20 protein-coding genes and 1 tRNA gene are annotated in these 19,512 nt (G+C 65.5%); 16 read left to right on the plus strand and 5 right to left on the minus strand.

Annotated elements, in window-relative coordinates:
* Positions 1–18: 18 nt before the first annotated feature.
* Together CR105_RS28155 and CR105_RS01015 are read right to left on the minus strand one after the other, a co-directional pair.
* Positions 19–1,044, minus strand: a complete 1,026-nt coding sequence (locus tag CR105_RS28155; protein WP_229413536.1) for a T6SS immunity protein Tli4 family protein — start codon at positions 1,042–1,044, stop codon at positions 19–21.
* Between the two features lie 111 nt (positions 1,045–1,155).
* Positions 1,156–2,061 (minus strand): type VI secretion system Vgr family protein, encoded by a 906-nt coding sequence (locus tag CR105_RS01015; RefSeq protein ID WP_099786568.1) that lies wholly within the window; start codon positions 2,059–2,061, stop codon positions 1,156–1,158.
* A gap of 240 nt (positions 2,062–2,301) precedes the next feature.
* Between CR105_RS01015 and CR105_RS01020 the strand changes: the two genes are divergently transcribed.
* The 10 genes from CR105_RS01020 to CR105_RS01065 are packed head-to-tail and all read left to right on the plus strand — an operon-like array spanning position 2,302 to position 13,524.
* Positions 2,302–2,739: a YchJ family protein gene (locus CR105_RS01020; protein ID WP_099786569.1), complete on the plus strand. Its 438-nt coding sequence runs from the start codon at positions 2,302–2,304 to the stop codon at positions 2,737–2,739.
* Positions 2,740–2,759: 20 nt separating this feature from the next.
* Positions 2,760–4,382: a carboxyl transferase domain-containing protein gene (locus tag CR105_RS01025; protein ID WP_099786570.1), complete on the plus strand. Its 1,623-nt coding sequence runs from the start codon at positions 2,760–2,762 to the stop codon at positions 4,380–4,382.
* Positions 4,383–4,393: 11 nt separating this feature from the next.
* Positions 4,394–5,179 carry an enoyl-CoA hydratase/isomerase family protein gene (locus CR105_RS01030; protein WP_099786571.1) on the plus strand — a complete coding sequence of 262 codons (786 nt, stop codon included), beginning with the start codon at positions 4,394–4,396 and terminating at the stop codon, positions 5,177–5,179.
* A 5-nt stretch (positions 5,180–5,184) separates the two neighbouring features.
* Positions 5,185–6,528, plus strand: coding sequence for an adenosylmethionine--8-amino-7-oxononanoate transaminase (gene bioA / locus CR105_RS01035; RefSeq protein WP_099786572.1), 1,344 nt, complete (start codon positions 5,185–5,187; stop codon positions 6,526–6,528).
* Positions 6,528–7,709: an 8-amino-7-oxononanoate synthase gene (gene bioF / locus CR105_RS01040; RefSeq protein WP_099786573.1), complete on the plus strand. Its 1,182-nt coding sequence runs from the start codon at positions 6,528–6,530 to the stop codon at positions 7,707–7,709. Before bioA ends, bioF begins: the two co-directional genes overlap by 1 nt.
* 1 nt (position 7,710) lies before the next feature.
* Positions 7,711–8,511, plus strand: coding sequence for a dethiobiotin synthase (gene bioD, locus CR105_RS01045; protein WP_099786574.1), 801 nt, complete (start codon positions 7,711–7,713; stop codon positions 8,509–8,511).
* 25 nt (positions 8,512–8,536) lie between these two features.
* A complete protein-coding gene (bioB, locus tag CR105_RS01050) occupies positions 8,537–9,565 on the plus strand; it encodes a biotin synthase BioB (RefSeq protein WP_099786575.1) in 1,029 nt (342 codons plus the stop codon).
* A 42-nt stretch (positions 9,566–9,607) separates the two neighbouring features.
* Entirely contained in the window at positions 9,608–11,650 is a 2,043-nt protein-coding gene (locus CR105_RS01055; RefSeq protein ID WP_099786576.1) for an acetyl/propionyl/methylcrotonyl-CoA carboxylase subunit alpha, read from the plus strand.
* 22 nt (positions 11,651–11,672) lie between these two features.
* Positions 11,673–12,602: a 2-hydroxyacid dehydrogenase gene (locus CR105_RS01060; protein WP_099786896.1), complete on the plus strand. Its 930-nt coding sequence runs from the start codon at positions 11,673–11,675 to the stop codon at positions 12,600–12,602.
* Position 12,603: 1 nt separating this feature from the next.
* A complete protein-coding gene (locus tag CR105_RS01065; RefSeq protein WP_099786577.1) occupies positions 12,604–13,524 on the plus strand; it encodes a hydroxymethylglutaryl-CoA lyase in 921 nt (306 codons plus the stop codon).
* Here CR105_RS01065 and CR105_RS01070 read toward each other — a convergent pair.
* Both CR105_RS01070 and CR105_RS01075 read right to left on the minus strand, forming a co-directional pair.
* Positions 13,501–13,917: a hypothetical protein gene (locus tag CR105_RS01070; RefSeq protein ID WP_099786578.1), complete on the minus strand. Its 417-nt coding sequence runs from the start codon at positions 13,915–13,917 to the stop codon at positions 13,501–13,503. The two genes, CR105_RS01065 and CR105_RS01070, sit on opposite strands and share 24 nt — an antisense overlap.
* A gap of 180 nt (positions 13,918–14,097) precedes the next feature.
* Positions 14,098–14,174, minus strand: a tRNA-Pro gene (locus tag CR105_RS01075).
* A 131-nt stretch (positions 14,175–14,305) separates the two neighbouring features.
* On the opposite strand from CR105_RS01075, the gene CR105_RS28160 reads away from it, so the two are divergent.
* The gene (locus CR105_RS28160; protein ID WP_180288051.1) at positions 14,306–14,917 is read left to right on the plus strand and encodes a hypothetical protein; all 612 of its coding nucleotides are present in this window, start codon (positions 14,306–14,308) and stop codon (positions 14,915–14,917) included.
* A gap of 75 nt (positions 14,918–14,992) precedes the next feature.
* On the opposite strand, the gene rsmI is transcribed toward CR105_RS28160, so the two are convergent.
* Positions 14,993–15,904 (minus strand): 16S rRNA (cytidine(1402)-2'-O)-methyltransferase, encoded by a 912-nt coding sequence (gene rsmI, locus CR105_RS01090; protein WP_099786580.1) that lies wholly within the window; start codon positions 15,902–15,904, stop codon positions 14,993–14,995.
* 10 nt (positions 15,905–15,914) lie between these two features.
* Here rsmI and CR105_RS01095 point away from each other — a divergent pair, with 10 nt between their 5' ends.
* The 5 genes from CR105_RS01095 (at position 15,915) to CR105_RS01115 (ending at position 19,504) form a co-directional block, all read left to right on the plus strand.
* Complete coding sequence (locus tag CR105_RS01095; RefSeq protein WP_099786581.1) at positions 15,915–17,180, plus strand: penicillin-binding protein activator; 1,266 nt, start codon at positions 15,915–15,917, stop codon at positions 17,178–17,180.
* A 2-nt stretch (positions 17,181–17,182) separates the two neighbouring features.
* Complete coding sequence (locus tag CR105_RS01100) at positions 17,183–17,542, plus strand: YraN family protein (RefSeq protein WP_099786582.1); 360 nt, start codon at positions 17,183–17,185, stop codon at positions 17,540–17,542.
* 68 nt (positions 17,543–17,610) lie between these two features.
* A complete protein-coding gene (locus CR105_RS01105; protein WP_099786583.1) occupies positions 17,611–18,207 on the plus strand; it encodes a phosphoheptose isomerase in 597 nt (198 codons plus the stop codon).
* Entirely contained in the window at positions 18,200–18,841 is a 642-nt protein-coding gene (locus CR105_RS01110) for a BON domain-containing protein (protein ID WP_099786584.1), read from the plus strand. Before CR105_RS01105 ends, CR105_RS01110 begins: the two co-directional genes overlap by 8 nt.
* Before the next feature lie 141 nt (positions 18,842–18,982).
* Positions 18,983–19,504, plus strand: coding sequence for a peroxiredoxin family protein (locus CR105_RS01115; protein ID WP_099786585.1), 522 nt, complete (start codon positions 18,983–18,985; stop codon positions 19,502–19,504).
* The last annotated feature ends 8 nt before the right edge of the window (positions 19,505–19,512 follow it).

Genomic DNA, 19,512 nt, shown 5'->3' on the forward strand with positions numbered 1-19,512 from the left:
ATCCTGCTCGCTCAAGAGTCAGTGCTTCGGCTGAAGATGGTACGAACCTTCGGGGGCTCCGGGGACCTTCACACGGAATTTCAAGCCGGAAAGGAGCTTGTCCCAAAGAGCTACCGCCTCATCGTCGGTAACAGACGCGACCTTCGCTGCCCCGACGGTGTTGTGCTGAACCTTGGTAAACATAACGACGCGGAACTCGGAGGGATTGGCAACGTCCCGCGGCGTTCCCACAAATGCCCATTCAAAATCGTGGACGCCGTCAGCGCGCTTGATGAGCGACTCCTCGCCATGCCAGTGCTGCACATCGCGTTTTCCTTCCCGCAGAACAGTACGGCTAGGGTAGTGCATGCCCTGTTCTTTCTTTGCTTGTTCGATGCGATAGAGTAGCGACAATTCGGGTTTATACGTCTCGAACTCGGCTGGCGGATAGTCACCGTACGCGTCCTTGTTGGAGCTGATTGAAAAAGTCACATCGGGAAGGCTAGGAAAGAAAAAGCCTGCATCGGCGGTCTCCTGGCGTGCATACGATCTTTCAGGAACAAATGCGTGCTGAATGCAAAAGCCGGGCTCCATTGGGGCCTCATCCAAGGCGCGTAACCGAAGCGAATTTGCCAATATGGCCTGCCTTTTCGCGGTTGCCGCTTCGCTGTCAATTGTCCCGCTAATTTTGCTTGCGACCGCGTCACCGTAGATAAATATGAAATCGCCCTTTTGATGATACGTCTGGAAATAAAGCGCCCCATACTCTTTCAATAACGAGCCTTCATAATAGCGTATCTGCCGGCTCGATTCGACGGGACCGTCACCGTTAAAAGTTATCTCGGCCGTATCAATGTCACGAATCTTGGCTACCTTGTTTGCAAGCCGTAGTTCGATAGCAGCGACTCCGCCACTGATGACTTCGACCTCGGAAGGAACGCCGATCCCACCCATGGTTAAGCTGGCCTCCTCCGGCACTTCGATTGCATAGCGACCGAAACAAACCAATTTCGTTTTCGAGAATATCAGCTGAAGGCGAGGGCTAAGGTGGACTGATTCGGTCACTACGTTCTCCTTTGATAAGGACCTAGGTGTACATGCTGACAAAAAGACCAACGTCATACCCAAGGCGCCGATGCAATGTGCTGTCCTGTTTGCAATTGTGGTATTCATAATTCAAGACCACCGTGCCAATTTTGCGATCTGCACAATTGAGTACAACATAGACGCTAGCACCTCTGGCTCGGCGTAGCTATTCTGATGTTCATAGCCAACGCCCTGTTGCCCGTGTGTAAAAAGCGTGCCTTTGATGTGCTTCGCAGAGCGACCTGACGGCACCGTTTCATCGCCCGCTGCGCTTGCAGGCTGCAATTGCACGAAGCGTACCGCCGACCACTCGCTTATTGCATCTTCCTCTTGTGCTCCCCCGACATGCGCATGAAATCGAACTTCAGGATCGCCCTCGATCGCAGGTGCGCGTGTCGAATCATCCGCGAGAACGAGTTTATGACCTTTGTCGTCGTGTTCGTAATGGTAGTAGATCCCTGCAGATTCCCAGCGACGGTGAAGATAATTGCCATCAGTTTCATTAAACTGGCATGCTTCGGTCATCTCCTTATCATCACCGTAGATTTTGCAGTCCCACACGGGGTAGACGCCATAATCGCCGAAGATGCTTTCGGTCTGCCGGCGCAAGTTCGTGTTATGAAAAAGGTAGCAATCCTTTCGCAACGACAGGAACTTAAGCCAGGGCCCGAGCTTCGCTTCGTAAAACGCGATATTCTCAGCCTTCTTCAATCGAAAGCTGAAGCAATAGCCGGAAAAATATCGCAGCGTCCCGCCCTGCTGAACTAGTTCAATGCTGAGCAATTTTCCCTGAATATCCTTGAGTTGGATGTTGGGGTTACTCGACAAGATCTCGACAGGGAATTCGAAATCACGCGACAAACCTTCGGAGGCCTCAAGCGCCTCGACGACAAACTCGCATTGCGGCCCGTCACCATGCGGAAAAGATAGGCGAAGAATTCGATTATTCTGGCGGGCCCTGATAAAGTCGCGCAGGCGTTCGACAATGTGGCCCATTTCTCTTTCCCCGTAAAGGCAATGACCAATAATATTATCGGATGACAGATCGGTGCGTTTCAGAAACACCAGCGACCTTGCGAAACATCAATCTCTTACTGAGACATTTTTTCGGGGATTGGCCGCAAACTTCTGGAAGCAGTTGGCCGACGATTTTGCCCAGGAACGGCAGCGCCAAGACCACGCCGCCTGCTGGCGAAATGGCGGATAATGACAGCTTCCCCACGCCGCGCTTCGACCATGCCGACACCCTCCAAGCCAGCTGCCTGTCCCTGCGGCGGCGGCGCCTTTGCCGCCTGCTGCGGCCCGTACCTGGCCGGCGACGCCATCGCCCCGACCGCGGAAAAGCTGATGCGCTCGCGCTACTCGGCCTACACCCTGCGCGACGAAGCCTACCTGCGCGCGACCTGGCATCCGAGCACGCTGCCGGCCGGCCCCATCGTCGACCCCGATGAGAGGTTACAGTGGCTCGGACTTGAGGTAGAATCTGCTTTACGTTTACGTCAACGTAAAGCAAACTTGCCTGATTCGCCAGACCGCGATACCGTAGAATTCGTCGCCCGATACAAGATCGGCGGACGCGCGCATCGCCTGCACGAAGTAAGCCGTTTCGTGCGCGAGCACGGCCCCGGCGCGGCACGCTGGTTTTACCTCGACGGCAGCTTCCCGAACAAGTAGCGCATAGAAGAAGGATAGGAATGCCTCATATCGACAGCAAGCTCAATCCACGCAGCGATGATTTCAAGGCCAACGCGGCCGCCATGCAAATCATCGTCGACGACCTGCACGCAAAGGTCACCGCCGTAGCGGCCGGCGGCGGCGCTGCCGCCAGCGCCAAGCATGTCGCGCGCGGCAAGCTGCTGCCGCGCGACCGCGTGCAGATGCTGCTCGATCCGGGCACGCCCTTCCTCGAATTCTCCCAGCTGGCCGCCTACGGCATGTACCAGGACGCCAAGGGCGCCGACTCGGCGCCGAGCGCCGGCATCATCACCGGTATCGGCCGCGTTTCAAGCCAGGAATGCGTCATCGTCTGTAACGACGCCACCGTCAAGGGCGGCACCTACTACCCGATCACCGTCAAGAAGCACCTGCGCGCGCAGGAGATCGCCGACCAGAACAACCTGCCGTGCATCTACCTGGTCGACTCGGGCGGCGCCAACCTGCCCAACCAGGACGACGTGTTCCCCGACCGCGACCACTTCGGCCGCATCTTCTTCAACCAGGCCAACCTGTCGGCCAAGGGCATCCCGCAGATCGCCGTCGTCATGGGCTCCTGCACCGCCGGCGGCGCCTACGTGCCGGCCATGAGCGACGAGTCGATCATCGTCAAGGAGCAGGGCACCATTTTCCTCGGCGGCCCGCCGCTGGTAAAAGCGGCCACCGGTGAAGTCGTCAGCGCCGAGGACCTCGGCGGCGGCGACGTCCACACCCGCCTGTCCGGCGTCGTCGACCACCTGGCGCAAAGCGACCTGCACGCGCTGTCGCTGGCGCGCACGATCGTGTCGAACCTGAACCGCACCAAGCCGCAGCAGATGGCGCTGAAAGAGTCGGTCGAGCCGAAGTATCCGGCCAAGGAGCTGTATGGCGTGATCCCGGTCGACACCCGCAAGCCGTTCGACGTGCGCGAAGTCATCGCCCGCATCGTCGACGGCAGCGAGTTCGACGAATTCAAGGCGCGCTACGGCACCACGCTGATCTGCGGCTTCGCCCATATCTACGGCGTCAAGGTCGGCATCATCGCCAACAACGGCATCCTGTTTTCGGAGTCGGCGCTCAAGGCCACCCACTTCATCGAACTGTGCTGCCAGCGCAAGATCCCGCTGGTCTTTTTACAGAACATCACCGGCTTCATGGTCGGGCGCAAATACGAAAACGAAGGCATCGCCCGTAACGGCGCCAAGATGGTCACCGCGGTGGCCACCGCGTCGGTGCCGAAGTTCACGGTCATCATCGGCGGCAGCTTCGGCGCCGGCAACTACGGCATGTGCGGCCGTGCCTTCTCGCCGCGCTTTTTGTGGATGTGGCCTAACGCGCGCATCTCGGTGATGGGCGGCGACCAGGCAGCGAGCGTGCTCGCCACCGTCAAGCGCGACGGCATCGAAGGCAAGGGCGGCGCCTGGACGCCTGAGGAGGAAGCGGCGTTCAAGCAGCCGATCAAGGAACAGTACGAGCACCAGGGCCACCCGTACTACGCCACCGCGCGACTGTGGGACGACGGCGTGATCGATCCGGCCGACACCCGCATGGTGCTCGGCCTTGGCTTATCGGCCGCGCTCAACGCCGAAATCGGCGACACGAAGTTCGGCGTCTTCCGGATGTAAGGGGAACACAGATGAACTGGCAGGCTATCGACATCACGATGCACGAGCGCGTCGCCACCGTCACGCTCGACCGCCCCGACGTGCGCAACGCCTTCAACGAAGCGACCATCGCCGAACTGGCGCTCGCCTTCGATGAACTGGGCCGCGACGAGGACGTGCGCGCCATCGTGCTGGCCGCGAACGGCAGCGCCTTCTGCGCCGGCGGCGACTTGAACTGGATGAAGCAGATGGCGGGTTATTCGGACGCCGAAAACCGCGCCGACGCCGCCAAGCTGGCCGACATGCTGCGCACGATCTACCTGTGCCCGAAACCGGTCGTCGCCCGTATCCAGGGCGACTGCTACGCGGGCGGCATGGGCCTGGTCGCCGCCTGCGACATCGCCGTGGCGGTCGACGAAGCGAACTTCTGCCTCAGCGAAGTCAAGCTCGGGCTGATCCCGGCAACCATTTCGCCATACGTCATCAAGGCGATGGGCGAGAACGCCGCACGCCGCTACTTCCTTACTGCCGAACGCTTTTCCGCGCGTGAAGCGCACCGCATCGGCTTCGTGCACGAAGTGGTGCCCGCGGCCGACCTCGACGCCACCGTCGCCGCCATCATCAAGGCGCTCGTTGGCAACAGCCCCAACGCGGTGAAGGAAGCCAAGGTGCTGGTGCGCGACATGGTCGGCCGCCCGGTCGATCATGCGCTGCTGGCCGACAGCGCCGAGCGCATCGCCGCCATCCGCGCGTCCAGCGAAGGGCGCGAAGGCGTCGCTTCCTTCCTCGAAAAACGCAAGCCATCGTGGCTGGACTGAGTCCCGTGGAAGCCGATAACTCCGCCACCGACTGGGTCGCCCGCAGCCTGAAAAGCGTCTGGCATCCCTGCACGCAGATGCAGCATCACGAAACGGTGCCGCTGGTCGCGGTCAGCCATGGCCGCGGCGCCTGGCTGTACGACCATGACGGCAAGCGCTATCTGGACGCCATCAGCTCCTGGTGGGTCAACCTGTTCGGCCACGCCAACGCGCGCATCAACGCCGAACTGAAGGACCAGCTCGACCGCCTCGAACACGCCATGCTGGCCGGCTTCACGCACGAGCCGGTGGTGCGCCTGTCGGAGCAGTTATCAAGCATGACCGGCAATGTCCTGGGCCATGCGTTCTACGCGTCCGACGGCGCCTCGGCGGTGGAAATCGCGCTGAAGATGAGCTTCCACGCGTGGCGTAACGCCGGCCGCGCCACCAAGCAGGAATTCGTCTGCCTGAAGGGCAGCTATCACGGCGAGACCATCGGCGCTCTGGCCGTCACCGACGTCGCGCTGTTCAAGGACGCCTACGGGCCGCTGCTGCGCGCCGCCCGCGTGGTGGCCTCGCCCGACGCGCGCGGCGCGCTGGAAGGCGAATCGGCGCAGGACGTCGCCCGCCGCGCCGCGAACGATGTTGAAGCGCTGTTCGCCGAGCGCGCCGACCACATTGCCGCCATCATCATCGAGCCGCTGGTGCAGTGCGCCACCGGCATGGCGATGCACGACCCGCTGTACCTGCAGCTGGTGCGCGCGCTGTGCGACCGCTACCAGGTGCACATGATCGTCGACGAGATCGCCGTCGGCTGCGGGCGCACCGGCACCTTCTTCGCCTGCGAGCAGGCCGCCATCTGGCCCGACTTCCTGTGCCTGTCGAAAGGCATCAGCGGCGGCTACCTGCCGCTGTCGCTGGTACTGACGCGCGACGAAATCTACCAGGCCTTCTACAGCACCGACGTCACGCGCGGCTTCCTGCATTCGCACTCGTACACCGGCAATCCGCTGGCCTGCCGCGCGGCGCTGGCGACGCTGGCGATCTTCCGCGACGACGATGTCTTGAACCGCAACAAGCTGCGCGCGGCAAACCTGACCGCGGCGCTGGCGCCGCTGGCCGACGATCCGCGCGTGCGCCACTTCCGCCAGCGCGGCATGATCTGGGCGTTCGACGCGATCGAACCGGATCCGGCGCGCGCCGCCACTTTCTCGCGCCGCTTCTTTGCCGCCGCGCTCGAGAACGAACTGCTGCTGCGCCCGATCGGCACCACCGTCTACCTGATGCCGCCGTACGTGCTGGGCGACGACGAGAGCGCGCTGCTGGCCGAGCGCACCCGCAAGGTATTCGACCAGGTGATGCAAGCCTGATGGACATGATCGCCAACATCGACCGCCTGCTGCTCGAGCTCGACGAGCGCAGCCTGACGCGCCGTCGCCGCGCGGTCGACACGCCGTGCGCGCCGCGCCTCGAAGTGGAGGGCAGGCCGCTGCTGGCGTTCTGCAGCAACGACTACCTTGGCCTGGCATCCCATCCCGCGGTGGTGGCCGCGCTGCGCGAAGGCGCCGCGTTGTACGGCGCCGGCAGCGGCGCCTCGCACCTGATCAGTGGCCATGGCCGCGCCCACACGCAGCTCGAAGACCGCCTGGCCGAATTCGAAAGTCCCCACCTCGACAACGCCCGCGCCATCACCTTCTCGACCGGCTACATGGCCAACCTGGCGATCCTGACCGCGCTTGGCGCCGACGCCGGCGCCGAGATCTTTTCCGAGCAGCTCAATCACGCCTCGCTGATCGATGGCGCCCGCCTGGCGCGCGCGCAGGTGAAAGTGTATCCGCACGCCGGCGTCGCCGAACTGGCGGCGCTGCTGGCAGCCAGCACGGCGCCGACCAAGATCGTCGTCACCGACAGCGTCTTCAGCATGGACGGCGACCTGGCGCCGCTGCCGGCCCTGCTGGCGCTGTGCGAACGCCACAATGCCTGGCTGGTGGTGGACGACGCACACGGCTTCGGCACGCTAGGCGCCAACGGCCGCGGCGCGCTCGAGCACTTCGACCTGCGCTCGCCCAACCTGGTCTACATGGGCACCCTCGGCAAAGCGGCCGGCGTCGCCGGCGCCTTTGTCGCCGCGCATGCCAGCGTGATCGAACTGATGATCCAGCGCGCCCGTCCCTACATCTACACCACGGCGGCGCCGCCGGCGCTGGCGCATGCCCTCTTGACCAGCCTCGATATCATCAGCGGCGCCGAGGGCGCGGCCCGCCGCGCGCACCTGGCGTCGCTGGTCGGGCGTTTCCGCGCCGGCCTGCGGCTGGAGCGCTGGCAGCACCCGCCCTCAAGTACGGCGATCCAGCCGATCATCATCGGCGCCAACGACGAAGCGCTGCGCGCCGGCGCCGGCCTGTACGGCCAGGGCCTGTGGGTGCCGGCGATCCGCCCGCCGACCGTCCCTGCCGACACCGCGCGCCTGCGCGTGACGCTGTCGGCCGCCCACACTCACGAAGACGTCGCGCAGCTTGCCGCGGCGCTCAACCAGCTGGAAAGGACTTGAGATGAGCCTCAACGATCCCGTCGACCCCGCGGTCGCCACCGTCACCGCCGGCGCCCCGGTGCTTGAAACCGAACCGAAGGCGCAGGCGGCGGGCGGCCTGCCGTCGCGCTTTTCCTGTTTCGTCACCGGCACCGATACCGAGATCGGCAAGACGCTGGTGTCGTCCGCGATCCTGCACAAGCTGGTGTCGGGCGGTGTACGCGCCTGCGGCATGAAGCCGGTCGCCGCTGGCGCCGTGATGGTCGACGGCGAACTGCATAACGAGGACGCCGACATGCTGATCGCGTCGTCAAATGTGCACATGCCGGCCAACCTGACCACGCCATACATGCTGCGCGCGGCGGCGGCGCCGCACATCGCCGCCGCGCTCGACGGCGTGACGATCGAGCCGGTGCCGATCATCGCCGCCTACGCCGAAATCGCCGCCGCCTCCGACGCCGTGGTGGTCGAAGGCGTGGGCGGCTTCCGGGTGCCGCTGGCCGACGACTTCGACAGCGCCGACCTGGCCGCCCAACTGAACCTGCCGATGGTGCTGGTGGTCGGCCTGCGCCTCGGCTGCATCAGCCACAGCCTGCTGACGATCGAGGCGATCGTCGCGCGCAACCTGGTGGTGGCCGGCTGGGTCGTCAACGAGATCGACCCCGACATGGAATTCGCCGACGAAAACGTCGCCGCCCTGCAGCAGCGCATTCCGGCGCCGCTGCTCGGCCGCATTCCCTACCTTGACAATCCGACGGCCGCCCGCGCGGCCGAATACATCGAACTCGCGGGGCTGCCTGGCTGGCCGCCCGTGCAAGACTAAACAGCATCAACGCAAAGGATCTACCATGTCCCAATCACTGTCGTTTGTCCGTCCGGGCGCGCCCATCACCTTGCCGGAAGCGGCCACCTGGCCGCTGGCCGACGTGCTGGCGCTGTTCGAACTGCCATTCAACGACCTGATGTTCCAGGCGCAGACGGCGCACCGCGCCAACTTCCCTGATGGCGACGTCGAACTGGCGACCCTGCTGTCGATCAAGACCGGCGGCTGCGAGGAAGATTGCGGCTACTGCCCGCAGGCCGCGCGCTACGACACCGGCGTCGAGGCCAAGAAGCTGCTCGGCATCGACACCGTGCTCGACGCCGCGCGCCAGGCCAAGGCCAACGGCGCCACGCGCTTTTGCATGGGCGCCGCCTGGCGCGGCCCGAAGGACCGCGACATGGACAAGGTCGAAGAGATGGTGCGCGAAGTAAAAGCACTCGGCCTCGAGACCTGCGCCACGCTCGGCATGCTCGAAGAAGGCCAGGCCGACCGCCTGAAGAACGCCGGCCTCGATTACTACAACCACAATCTCGATACCGCGCCCGAGTTCTACAACAACGTCATCTCGACGCGCGAATACCAGGACCGTCTCGACACGCTCGGCAAGGTGCGCAACGCCGGCCTGAAGGTGTGCTGCGGCGGCATCGTCGGCATGGGCGAGACGCGTGCCCAGCGCGCCGGCCTGATCGCCCAGCTGGCGAACCTGAATCCTTACCCGGAATCGGTGCCGGTCAATCACCTGGTGCAGGTCGAAGGCACGCCGCTGCACGGCCTCGATCCGCTCGATCCGTTCGAATTCGTCCGTACCATCGCGGTGGCGCGCATCACCATGCCGAAAGCGCGCGTGCGCCTGTCGGCGGGGCGGCGCCAGATGGGCGAAGCGGTGCAGGCGATGTGCTTCCTGGCCGGCGCCAATTCGATTTTTTACGGCGACAAGCTGCTCACGACCGACAACCCGGAAGCGTCGGACGACCGCGCGCTGCTCGAAAAGCTCGGCCTCGTCACGCGCGCCTCCACGCTCGACTCGGCGCCAAAAGCGGCCTGCGGCGGCTAAGCTCATTCATTCACTGATCAACCAAGCTTCGGGAATCAACGCATGTTCAATAAAATCCTCATCGCCAACCGCGGCGAAATCGCCTGCCGGGTAGCCGCCACTGCGCGCCGCCTGGGCATCAAGACCGTGGCGGTGTATTCCGAAGCCGACGCCGGCGCGAAGCACGTGGCGGTGTGCGACGAGGCGGTGCTGATCGGTCCGGCCGCGGCCAAGGAAAGCTACCTGTGCGGCGACAAGATCATCGCCGTCGCGCTGGCCACCGGCGCCGAAGCGATCCATCCCGGCTATGGCTTCCTCTCCGAGAACGCCGACTTCGCCGACGCCTGCAAAGCGGCTGGCCTGGTCTTCATCGGGCCGCCGGCGTCGTCAATGCGCGCGATGGGCTCGAAGTCGGCCGCCAAGTCGCTGATGGAGCACGCCGACGTGCCGCTGGTGCCGGGCTACCACGGCGACGAGCAGGATCCGGAATTTTTGCAGGCGCAGGGCGACCGCATCGGCTACCCGGTGCTGCTCAAAGCCTCGGCCGGCGGCGGCGGCAAGGGCATGCGCGTGATCGAGAAATCGGAAGACTTCAAGGCGGCGCTGGCCTCGTGCAAGCGCGAGGCGATCAGCTCCTTTGGCGACGACAAGGTGCTGGCCGAAAAATACCTGACGCGCCCGCGCCACATCGAGATCCAGGTGTTCGCCGACAGCCAAGGCAACTGCGTCTACCTGCACGAGCGCGACTGCTCGGTGCAGCGGCGCCACCAGAAGGTGCTGGAAGAGGCGCCGGCGCCGAACATGCCGCCGGAGCGGCGCGCCGCCATGGGCCAGGCCGCGGTGGCTGCGGCCAAGGCGGTCGGCTACGTCGGCGCCGGCACGGTCGAATTCATCGCCAACCAGGACGGCTCGTTCTACTTCATGGAGATGAACACGCGCCTGCAGGTCGAGCATCCGGTCACCGAGATGATCACCGGGACCGACCTGGTGGAGTGGCAGCTGCGCGTCGCCTTTGGCGAACCGCTGCCGATGGCGCAGCATGATATGGCAATCCACGGCCACTCGATCGAGGCGCGCATCTACGCCGAAAATCCGGAGAAGGGCTTCCTGCCGTCGATCGGCACCTTGCGCCACATGGATACGCCTGACGCGGTCAGCTTCGAGCTGGGCGCCGGCGCCAACGGCGACCCGGCGCCGGTGCGCATCGATTCGGGCGTGCGCGAAGGCGACGCCATTTCGCCGTTCTACGACCCGATGATCGCCAAGCTGATCGTGTGGGGCGCCGACCGCACCCAGGCGCTGGCGCGCATGTCGACCGCGCTGGCCGAATTCCGCATCGTCGGCCTGGCCACCAACATCGCCTTCCTCAAGCGCCTGGTCGAAGGCAGCGCGTTTGCGCAGGCCGACCTCGACACGGGCCTGATCGAGCGCAATGGCGACACCCTGTTCCCGGCGCCGGCAGCGGCGCCCCTTGGCGCGCTGGCGTTTGGGGCGGTGGCCCTGATCGCAGCCGAGAAGCAGGCCGCGGTCGCCGTTTCGGCCAACCGCGACGACCCGTTCGGCAATGCGCTCGGCTGGCGCCTGAACGGCAACTACCGGCGCCAGCTCTCGTTCGCCGACGACTACACCGCCGGCACCGAGCAGAAGGATTACAAGCTGGGCGTGACGTACCACACGGGCGGCTGGCATCTCGACCTCGATGGCGTCGAAGCCGACATGGAACTGCTGGCGCGTGATGGCGCCGAGCTGTCGATCAAGCTGGGCGCGGCGTCGATGCACGGCGCGGTACGCCGCGACGGCGAGAACTTCCACGTGTTCACCGGCGGGCGCCATTTCGTCCTGGCCTACAATGACCCGATGGCGCATGCCGGCGAGCTTGAGACGGCCGGCGGTCGCCTGACCGCGCCGATGCCGGGCAAGGTAGTGGCGGTGCTGGCGTCGAAAGGCCAGCAGGTCAAGAAGGGCGATCCGCTGGTGATCATGGAAGCGATGAAGATGGAGCACACCATCGCCGCGCCGGCCGACGGCCTGGTCGAGGAAATCCTGTACCAGGTGGGCGACCAGGTGGCCGATGGCGCGCCGCTGCTCGCTTTCGCAGTCGAGTAATCACTCAATCGTGGAAACCAGCATGCGAATTCTTCTCTACCGACCCGACGGCCAGCTCGAGCCCTGGGTGCGCGACTTTGCCGAGGTGATGCCGGGCGTCGACGTCGTGGTGTGGCGGGAGGAGATGCGCGAAGCGGTGTGCGACTATGCCGTGTTGTGGGCGCCGCCGGCGGCGTTGCTGGCTCAGCTGACGCATGTGAAGGCGATCTTTTTGGCCGGCGCCGGCGTCGACGCGCTGCTCAAGTTCGGCGACGCGCTGCCGGCCGCGCCGATCATCCGCCTGGGCGACGCCGGCATGGCGGTGCAGATGGCCGAATACGTCGCGCACGCGGTGCTGCGCTACTTCCGCCGGTTCGACGACTACGAAAAGCAGGCGCGCCGCGGCATCTGGGCGCCGCTGCCGCCGTTCGAGAAGCAGGACTTCAGCATCGGCGTGCTGGGCATGGGCAAGCTCGGCAGCCGCGTGCTCGAGGCGATGGGCCACTTCGGCTTTCCGCTGCGCGGCTGGAGCCGCACGCCAAAGCAGGTCGACGGCGTTGCCTGCTTTGCCGGCATGGACAGTCTCGACGCGTTTTTGGCCGGTACGCGCGTGCTGGTGTGCATGCTGCCGCTGACGCCCGACACCACCAATTTGCTCGACCGAGCGCGGATGGCGCAGCTGCCGCAGGGCGCTTACCTGATCAACGTCGCCCGCGGCGCTCTGGTGGCCGAACCGGACCTGCTGACCCTGATCCGCTCGGGCCACCTGGCCGGCGCCACGCTCGACGTGTTCCGCAACGAGCCGCTGCCGGCGCCGCATCCGTTCTGGGACGAGCCGCGCATCAGCATGACCCCGCATATTTCGGCGCTCACGGTGCTGCACGACAGCGTGCTGCAGATCGCCGGCAAGATCAACGCACTGGAAGACGGCGAGCCGGTGGCGGACGTCGTCGACCGCAGCAAAGGATACTGACATGAACACACAAGCTAATTTGCCGGCCAAGGTCAAGATCGTCGAAGTCGGCCCGCGCGACGGTCTGCAAAACGAGAAGGAGTCGGTGTCGGCGGCGGTCAAGGTCGAGCTGGTCGACCGCCTGTCGCGCGCCGGCTTCCTCAACATCGAGGCGGCGTCGTTCGTGTCGCCGAAGTGGGTGCCGCAGATGGCCACCAGTACCGAGGTGATGGCGCAGATCACGCGCCGGCCCGGCACCATCTATTCCGCGCTGACGCCCAACATGCAGGGATTCGAGGCGGCGCTGGCCGCCGGCGCCGGCGAGGTGGTGATCTTCGGTTCGGCCTCGGAGGCCTTCTCGCAAAAGAACATCAACTGTTCGATCGCCGAATCGATCGCCCGTTTCGAGCCGGTGGCAAAGGCGGCCAAGGCGAACGGACTGCGCCTGCGCGCGTCGGTCAGCTGCGCGTTCGGCTGCCCGTACCAGGGCGCGGTGCCGGAGGATGCGGTGGCCGACGTGGTGGCGAGCATGCGCGATTTGGGCTGCGACGAGATCGACATCGCCGACACGATCGGCGTGGCGACGGCGCGCAAGACGCAGTCGGTGATGCTGCGCGCGGCCGGCGCGTTCCGCATCGACGGCATCTCCGGCCACTTCCACGATACCTACGGCCAGGCGCTGGCGAACATCTACGCCAGCCTGGAAGTGGGCGTGTCGATTTTCCACTCGTCGGTGTCGGGGCTGGGCGGCTGCCCGTACGCCAAGGGGGCGACCGGCAACGTCGCCACCGAGGACGTGCTGTACCTGATGCAGGGGTTGGGAATCGAGACCGGGATCAATCTCGAGTTGGTGGTGGACGCCGGTCAGTTCATCTCGCAGCACCTGGGCCGCAAGGGCGCCAGCCGCGCCGGCAATGCTTTAGCCGCACGCCGCCTCGCTTGAGATGCGGGTGCGCCGCAGCGTGTAGCTGCCCAGCGCCAGCCCGGCCGCCAGCAGCATGAAGGAGAACGGCGACGGGCCCGGCGCGAACAGCGCCTGCATGCCGGGCTGGCCGCCGGCCAGTTCGACCGCCGGCGTGCCGAGCGGCGCGTAGCTGACGCTGGCGACGGGACCTGTGAACACGGTGCGCTCGACCAGGTCGGGCAGCTGGCGCGCCGCCGCGACGCTGCGGTTCCACACGTCCATGTCGAGTTGATCGGCGGCCGACAAGGCCAGCATCTGCAGGCCCGCTTCGGCCGGCTCGCCGAGTGATGCACGTTGCGTGATGGTGCCGGCGTTGGCGGCGAGTGCGCAAAGGCACAGTGCGGCGATGGAAAAACAGCTTGCCTTCTTCATGATGACCTCGGTGGTGAACGGAAGGGATTAACCGTGCGACGAAGTCATATTATTTCCGTACGGAAATTATGTCTTTGCACTAGCGCAGAACTTTGGCAATCAATGAAGGTCAGGAAGAAGAACAGGCAGAAACGACAAAGCCGACGAAAAATCGTCGGCTTTGTCGTTGATGCTAAATACTGGTCGGAGTACAAGGATTCGAACCTTGGACCCCCTGGTCCCAAACCAGGTGCGCTACCGGACTGCGCCACACTCCGAGGACCCGAATCATAACGGCTCGACCCGGCCCGGTCAAGGGCTGGCCGACTTTTTTATCAGATTTCCGGCATACCGGTTGCCATCTGTGCAAGTTATGCGACCATATGCCACCAAAAATTTGTCGAGCAGCGTGAACCAAACCCTGACATTCCAAAGCGAAACTAGCGGCCTGCGTGTTTCCCCCCTGCTGGTGGGGCTGGCGCTGTCGTTCCTGCTGCACGCCGCGTGGCTGTTCGCCTGGCGCCAGGAGCCGGCGCCGCGCCAGCAGGCCGAGCCAGCGCGGGCGCCGCTGGTGCTGCGGCTGCGCCCACCACCGCCGCCGGAACCGGAGCCCCCCAAGGCCGAGCCGGCGCCTTCAGCGCCATCGGCCGCCAGGGCGCCGCGCGCACAGGCCGCCCAGCCGAAGCGGCGCGCGGCGCCCGACGTCATTGCGCTGCCGCAGCAGCCGGATGCGGCGCCGGCGCCGGACGCCTTCACGGTGGAGCCGCCGGCGCCGTCCGCCCCCAGGTTCGATCCCGAAGCGGCGCGCCAGATGGCGCGCCAGCTGGCGAACGCGCCCGATCCCGCGCGCGAAGGCATGGCCGTGGCCCAGCTGCCGAAAAAGGAACTCGAGACCGAAACCAGGGCTGCGCGCGCGATCTCGAAGGCGAAGCGGCGCGACTGCAAGGATGGCATCCCGGGCGGCCTGCTTGCGCCGTTCATCCTGCTGCTCGACAAGAAAGACAGCGGCTGCAAGTGGTGACCAAAGCATCCCGGCAGAAACCCCGACGTATCGAAGAGCCCGTGTACGATTGCCGGCACTGACCCCGGGGGTTCGTCAGGCCTGGTGGCCCTTGATGGCGAGGGCGCGGTCGTACAGCGCGTTTTTCTTGCGGCCGGTGATCTGCGCGGCCAGGCTGGCAGCCTGCTTGACCGAGCATTCGGCCAGCAGGATGTTGAGGATGCGCTCGGCCTCGATCTCCTCGGCGTCGCTGCCGGCCAGCGCGCCTTCGACCAGCACCACGTACTCGCCCTTTTCGCGGTGCGCATCGGCCTTCACCCAGGCCAGCGCCTCGCCAAGCGGACAGCGGTGAATCTCCTCGAACAGCTTGGTCAGTTCGCGCGCGAACACGACCTGGCGCGCCGGCTCGAACACGCCGGCCAGCGCCTCGACGCAATCGAGGATGCGGTGCGGCGCCTCGTACAACACCAGCGTCGCCTGCACCGCCACCAGTTCCTGCAGGGCCGTTTCGCGCTGCTTCGCCTTGGCCGGCAGGAAGCCGACGAAGTAGAAACGGTCGTTGACCAGGCCGCTGGCCGACAGCGCCGTGATGGCCGCCGAGGCGCCCGGCAGCGGCAGCACCCGCAGCCCAGCCGCGCGCACGGCGTCGACGATGCGCGCGCCAGGGTCGGACACGCCCGGCGTGCCGGCGTCGGACACCAGCGCGATGCGCTCGCCGGCCAGCAGGCGCGCAATCAGCTTGTCGGCCACTTCGCGCTCGTTGTGCTGGTGCGCCGCAATCATCGGCTTGGACAGGCCGAAGCGCGTCAGCAAATTGCCGGTGTTGCGCGTGTCCTCGCAGGCGACCGCGTCGACCAGCGCCAGCACTTGCAGCGCGCGCAGGCTGATGTCGGTCACGTTGCCGATCGGAGTGGCGACAATGTACAGTGTTGCGGTAGGATAGGATTGATTGGCAGCTTCGCCGATGACGGGAAGCTGCGCGATCGGACTGGACTGGATTTCTGTCATAAGGATTGTGATGCCGATTAAATGTCTCAAGGGCCTGTTCGCCGCGCTTGCAGGAATAACGATACTGTCGCTGGGTGGCTGCAGCACGCCATGCGAGTTGCCGGGCCGATCGTGCGCGCCTGTCGAATCATACAGTGCGGTGCCGCCGCCGGTGCGCGCAGTCGAAAGGCCGCGGGCAGACGCCGTGCCGCCGCCGCCGGTCGCGCTGCCCCAACCGGCCGCGCCGATGCAGACCATGCCGGTCGAGGCGCCCGACGCGGCGCCGGCGGCCAAGGGTCCCGTGCGCATCGGCCTGATGCTGCCGCTGCGCTCGGAGGCGCTCGGCGCGCCGGCCGACGCGCTGCGCGCCGGCTTCATGGCTGCCTGGGAGCGCGACCGCGCCGGCTTCACCGTCAACCTGATCGAAACCGGCGACAGCCCGCAAGAAACGCTCGACGCCTACGCCGGCGCGCTGCGCCAGAACGACATCGTGGTCGGCCCGCTGGCCCGTTCGGCCGTCACCGCGCTGGCCTCCAGCGCACTGGTGACCAAGCCGACCATCGCCCTGAACCACCCGGAAGCGGCTGCCCGCGCGGTGACCTTGCCGCCGCAGATGCTGGTGATCGGCCTGTCGATCGAAGACGAGGCGCGCCAGGTGGCCAAATGGGCCGCGTCCGAGCATCCCGGCGGCGCGGCGCTGATCGTGTCCGGCGCGTCGGCCTGGCAGCGCCGCATCGCCAGCAGTTTCGCGGCGCAATGGAAGCAGCTGGGCTACAAGTCGCAGACCATCGTGCTGGCCGACTCGAACGGCTACCTGAGCGAAGCGGCGCTGGGGCAGCTGAGCAGCCAGGTGGCGACCGCCTTGCCGACCTTCGTGTTCACCGCGCTCGACCCGAGCCAGGCCGGCCAGGTGCGCGGCGCGGTCGGCGCCGACCTGCCGGCCTACGGCACCTCGTCGGTCAATCCGGGACCGGAAGCGTCGATCGCCGAACTCGATGGCATGCGATTGCTCGACATGCCGTGGCAGGTGCAGCCGTCGCACCAGGCGGTGATGGTCTATCCGCGCTGGCTCGGCACCACCCGCACGCTCGACATGGACCGCCTGTACGCGCTCGGCATCGACGCCTTCCGCGTGGCGCGCGAAATCGCGCTGCGTCCGGGCGCCGACTTCGCGCTCGATGGCGTCACCGGCCGCCTGTCGGTCAGCTTCGGTCGGGGCGCGCCGCGCTTCGAGCGGGTGCAGCCGGCCGCAGTGTACCAGGGCGGCGGCTATACCCTGGTGCCTGACGGGCGCTGACCATGTGGGGCAGCCGCCTCAGTCCCAAGCAGGAAAAAGGCCGGCACTGGGAGCAGGTGGCGCTGGCGCACCTGCAGCGCCACGGCCTGGTGCTGGTGGAAGCGAATTTCCAGTGCAAGGGCGGCGAGATCGACCTGGTCATGCGCGAGGCCGACACGCTGGTGTTCGTCGAGGTGCGCCAGCGCGCCGACGGCAGCGCCGGCGGGGCGGCCGCCAGCATCACGCCGGCCAAGATCCGGCGCCTGGTGCACGCCGCCCAGTTCTACCTGATGCGATTGCCGAAAACGCCGCCGTGCCGCTTCGACGTGGTGGCGATCGACGCGGGCGAGCTGACCTGGCTGCGCAACGCCATCGAAGCGTGAGTGAGGTGTAAGCAATTTTTACCGCGCTTGCCCGCCTCAGCTGGCCACTGCACTATAATCGCCACACTATGAATACTCAACGCATCCTCGCCCATTTCCAGGAAAGTGCCGACCTGAAGCTCAAGGCGGCCCCCGTTCTCGCCCAGCCCATCTCCGAAGCGATCGACCTGATGTTCGCCGCTTTGTCCAATGGCAACAAGATTCTGGCCTGCGGCAACGGCGGTTCCGCCGCCGACTGCCAGCACTTCGCCGCCGAGCTGGTCGGCCGCTTCGAGCGCGAGCGCTTTCCGCTGCCGGCGCTGGCCTTGACGACCGACACCTCCATCATGACCGCTATCGGCAACGATTACAGCTACCGCGAGATCTTCTCGAAGCAGGTGCAGGCGTTCGGCCAGGCCGGCGACGTGCTGCTGGCGCTGTCGACGTCGGGCAATTCGGCCAACGTGCTGGCCGCCGTCGAAGCGGCGCTCGAGCGCGAGATGCGCGTCGTCGCGCTGACCGGCAAGGACGGCGGCGAGCTCGGCAAGATGCTCACCGACGCCGACGTCCACATCTGCGTACCGCATACCCGTACCGCCCGTATCCAGGAAGTTCACCTGGTGACGATCCACTGTATTTGCGACGGCATCGATGTCGCCCTGTTTGGAGGAGATGAGAATGAGTAAATTTGGCCAGCCACTTCAGCGCCCGCTCGCGAAAGCGATCCTGTGCGCAGCCCTGCTGACCAGCCTGACCGGTTGCGTCGAGATGATGGTCGGCACCGCCGTGATGGGTGCCGTCGCCACCGCCGACCGCCGCACCCTCGGCGCGCAGACCGAGGACAAGACCATCACGGTCAAGGCCGAACTGCGGGTGCCGAAGATCGCCGGCCCCGAGTCGCACGTCAACATCGCCAGCTTCAACCGCAAGGTGCTGCTGACCGGCGAAGTGGCCGACGCGGCCCTCAAGTCAAAGGTCGAAGCCGAAGTGCAGGCTATCGACGGTGTGCAGTCGATCGCCAACGAACTGGTGGTGGCCGCCCCGGCCAGCTACACGTCGCGCTCGTCGGATGCGCTGATCACCACCAAGATCAAGGCCAGCCTGGTCGACATGAAGACCATCTCGGCCACCTCGTTCAAGGTCGTCACCGAGCGCGGCACGGTCTACCTGATGGGCCGCGTGACGCAGCGCGAAGGCCAGATCGCCTCCGACATCGCGCGCGGCATCTCCGGCGTCGACAAAGTGGTCAAGATCTTCGAATACATCACCGAAGACGAACTGCGCGCCATGCAGCCGACCTCGTCGCGCGTACCTCTGTAAAAAAGCTGGGGTCAGGTCTGACATTCGGACATTCACGCGTGAATGTCCGAATGTCAGACCTGACCCCACGGTGTAAAGGCCTCGGGCACGACCGGCACGACGGGTCTATAATGATTCGGTTGCCATTCTCTTCAAGACATCATGACTTCCCCTGCCGCTCCCCGTTCCTGGATCAAGCCGGCCGCCATCGGCGCGCTGGTGCTTGCGCTCGCCGGCATCGGCTACGCGACACTCGGCACCAGCGTGGCGGCGCCCGACGTCACCTTCATCAGCCTGGCCGGCGACAAGGTCAGCACGCAGAACATGCGCGGCAAGGTGGTGATGGTCAACTTCTGGGCGACGTCGTGCACCACCTGCGTCAAGGAAATGCCGCAGATGGTCGAGACGTACAACAAGTTCAAGGGGCAGGGCATGGAATTTATCGCCGTCGCGATGGCGTACGATCCGCCCAACTACGTCGTCAACTTCACCGAGACGCGCAAGCTGCCGTTCACCGTGGCGCTCGACTCGGGCGGCGATATTGCCAAGGCGTTCGGCGACGTCACCTTGACACCGACCACTTTCGTCATCGGCAAGGACGGCAAGATCCTCAAACGCTACGTCGGCGAGCCCGAATTCGGCGAGCTTCACGCGCTGCTGCAAAAGGCGCTGGCCGCCGGTTAGCGATCCGC

Origin of the sequence: Massilia eurypsychrophila, assembly GCF_002760655.1 — a bacterium.
Classification (GTDB): domain Bacteria; phylum Pseudomonadota; class Gammaproteobacteria; order Burkholderiales; family Burkholderiaceae_D; genus JAFCUW01.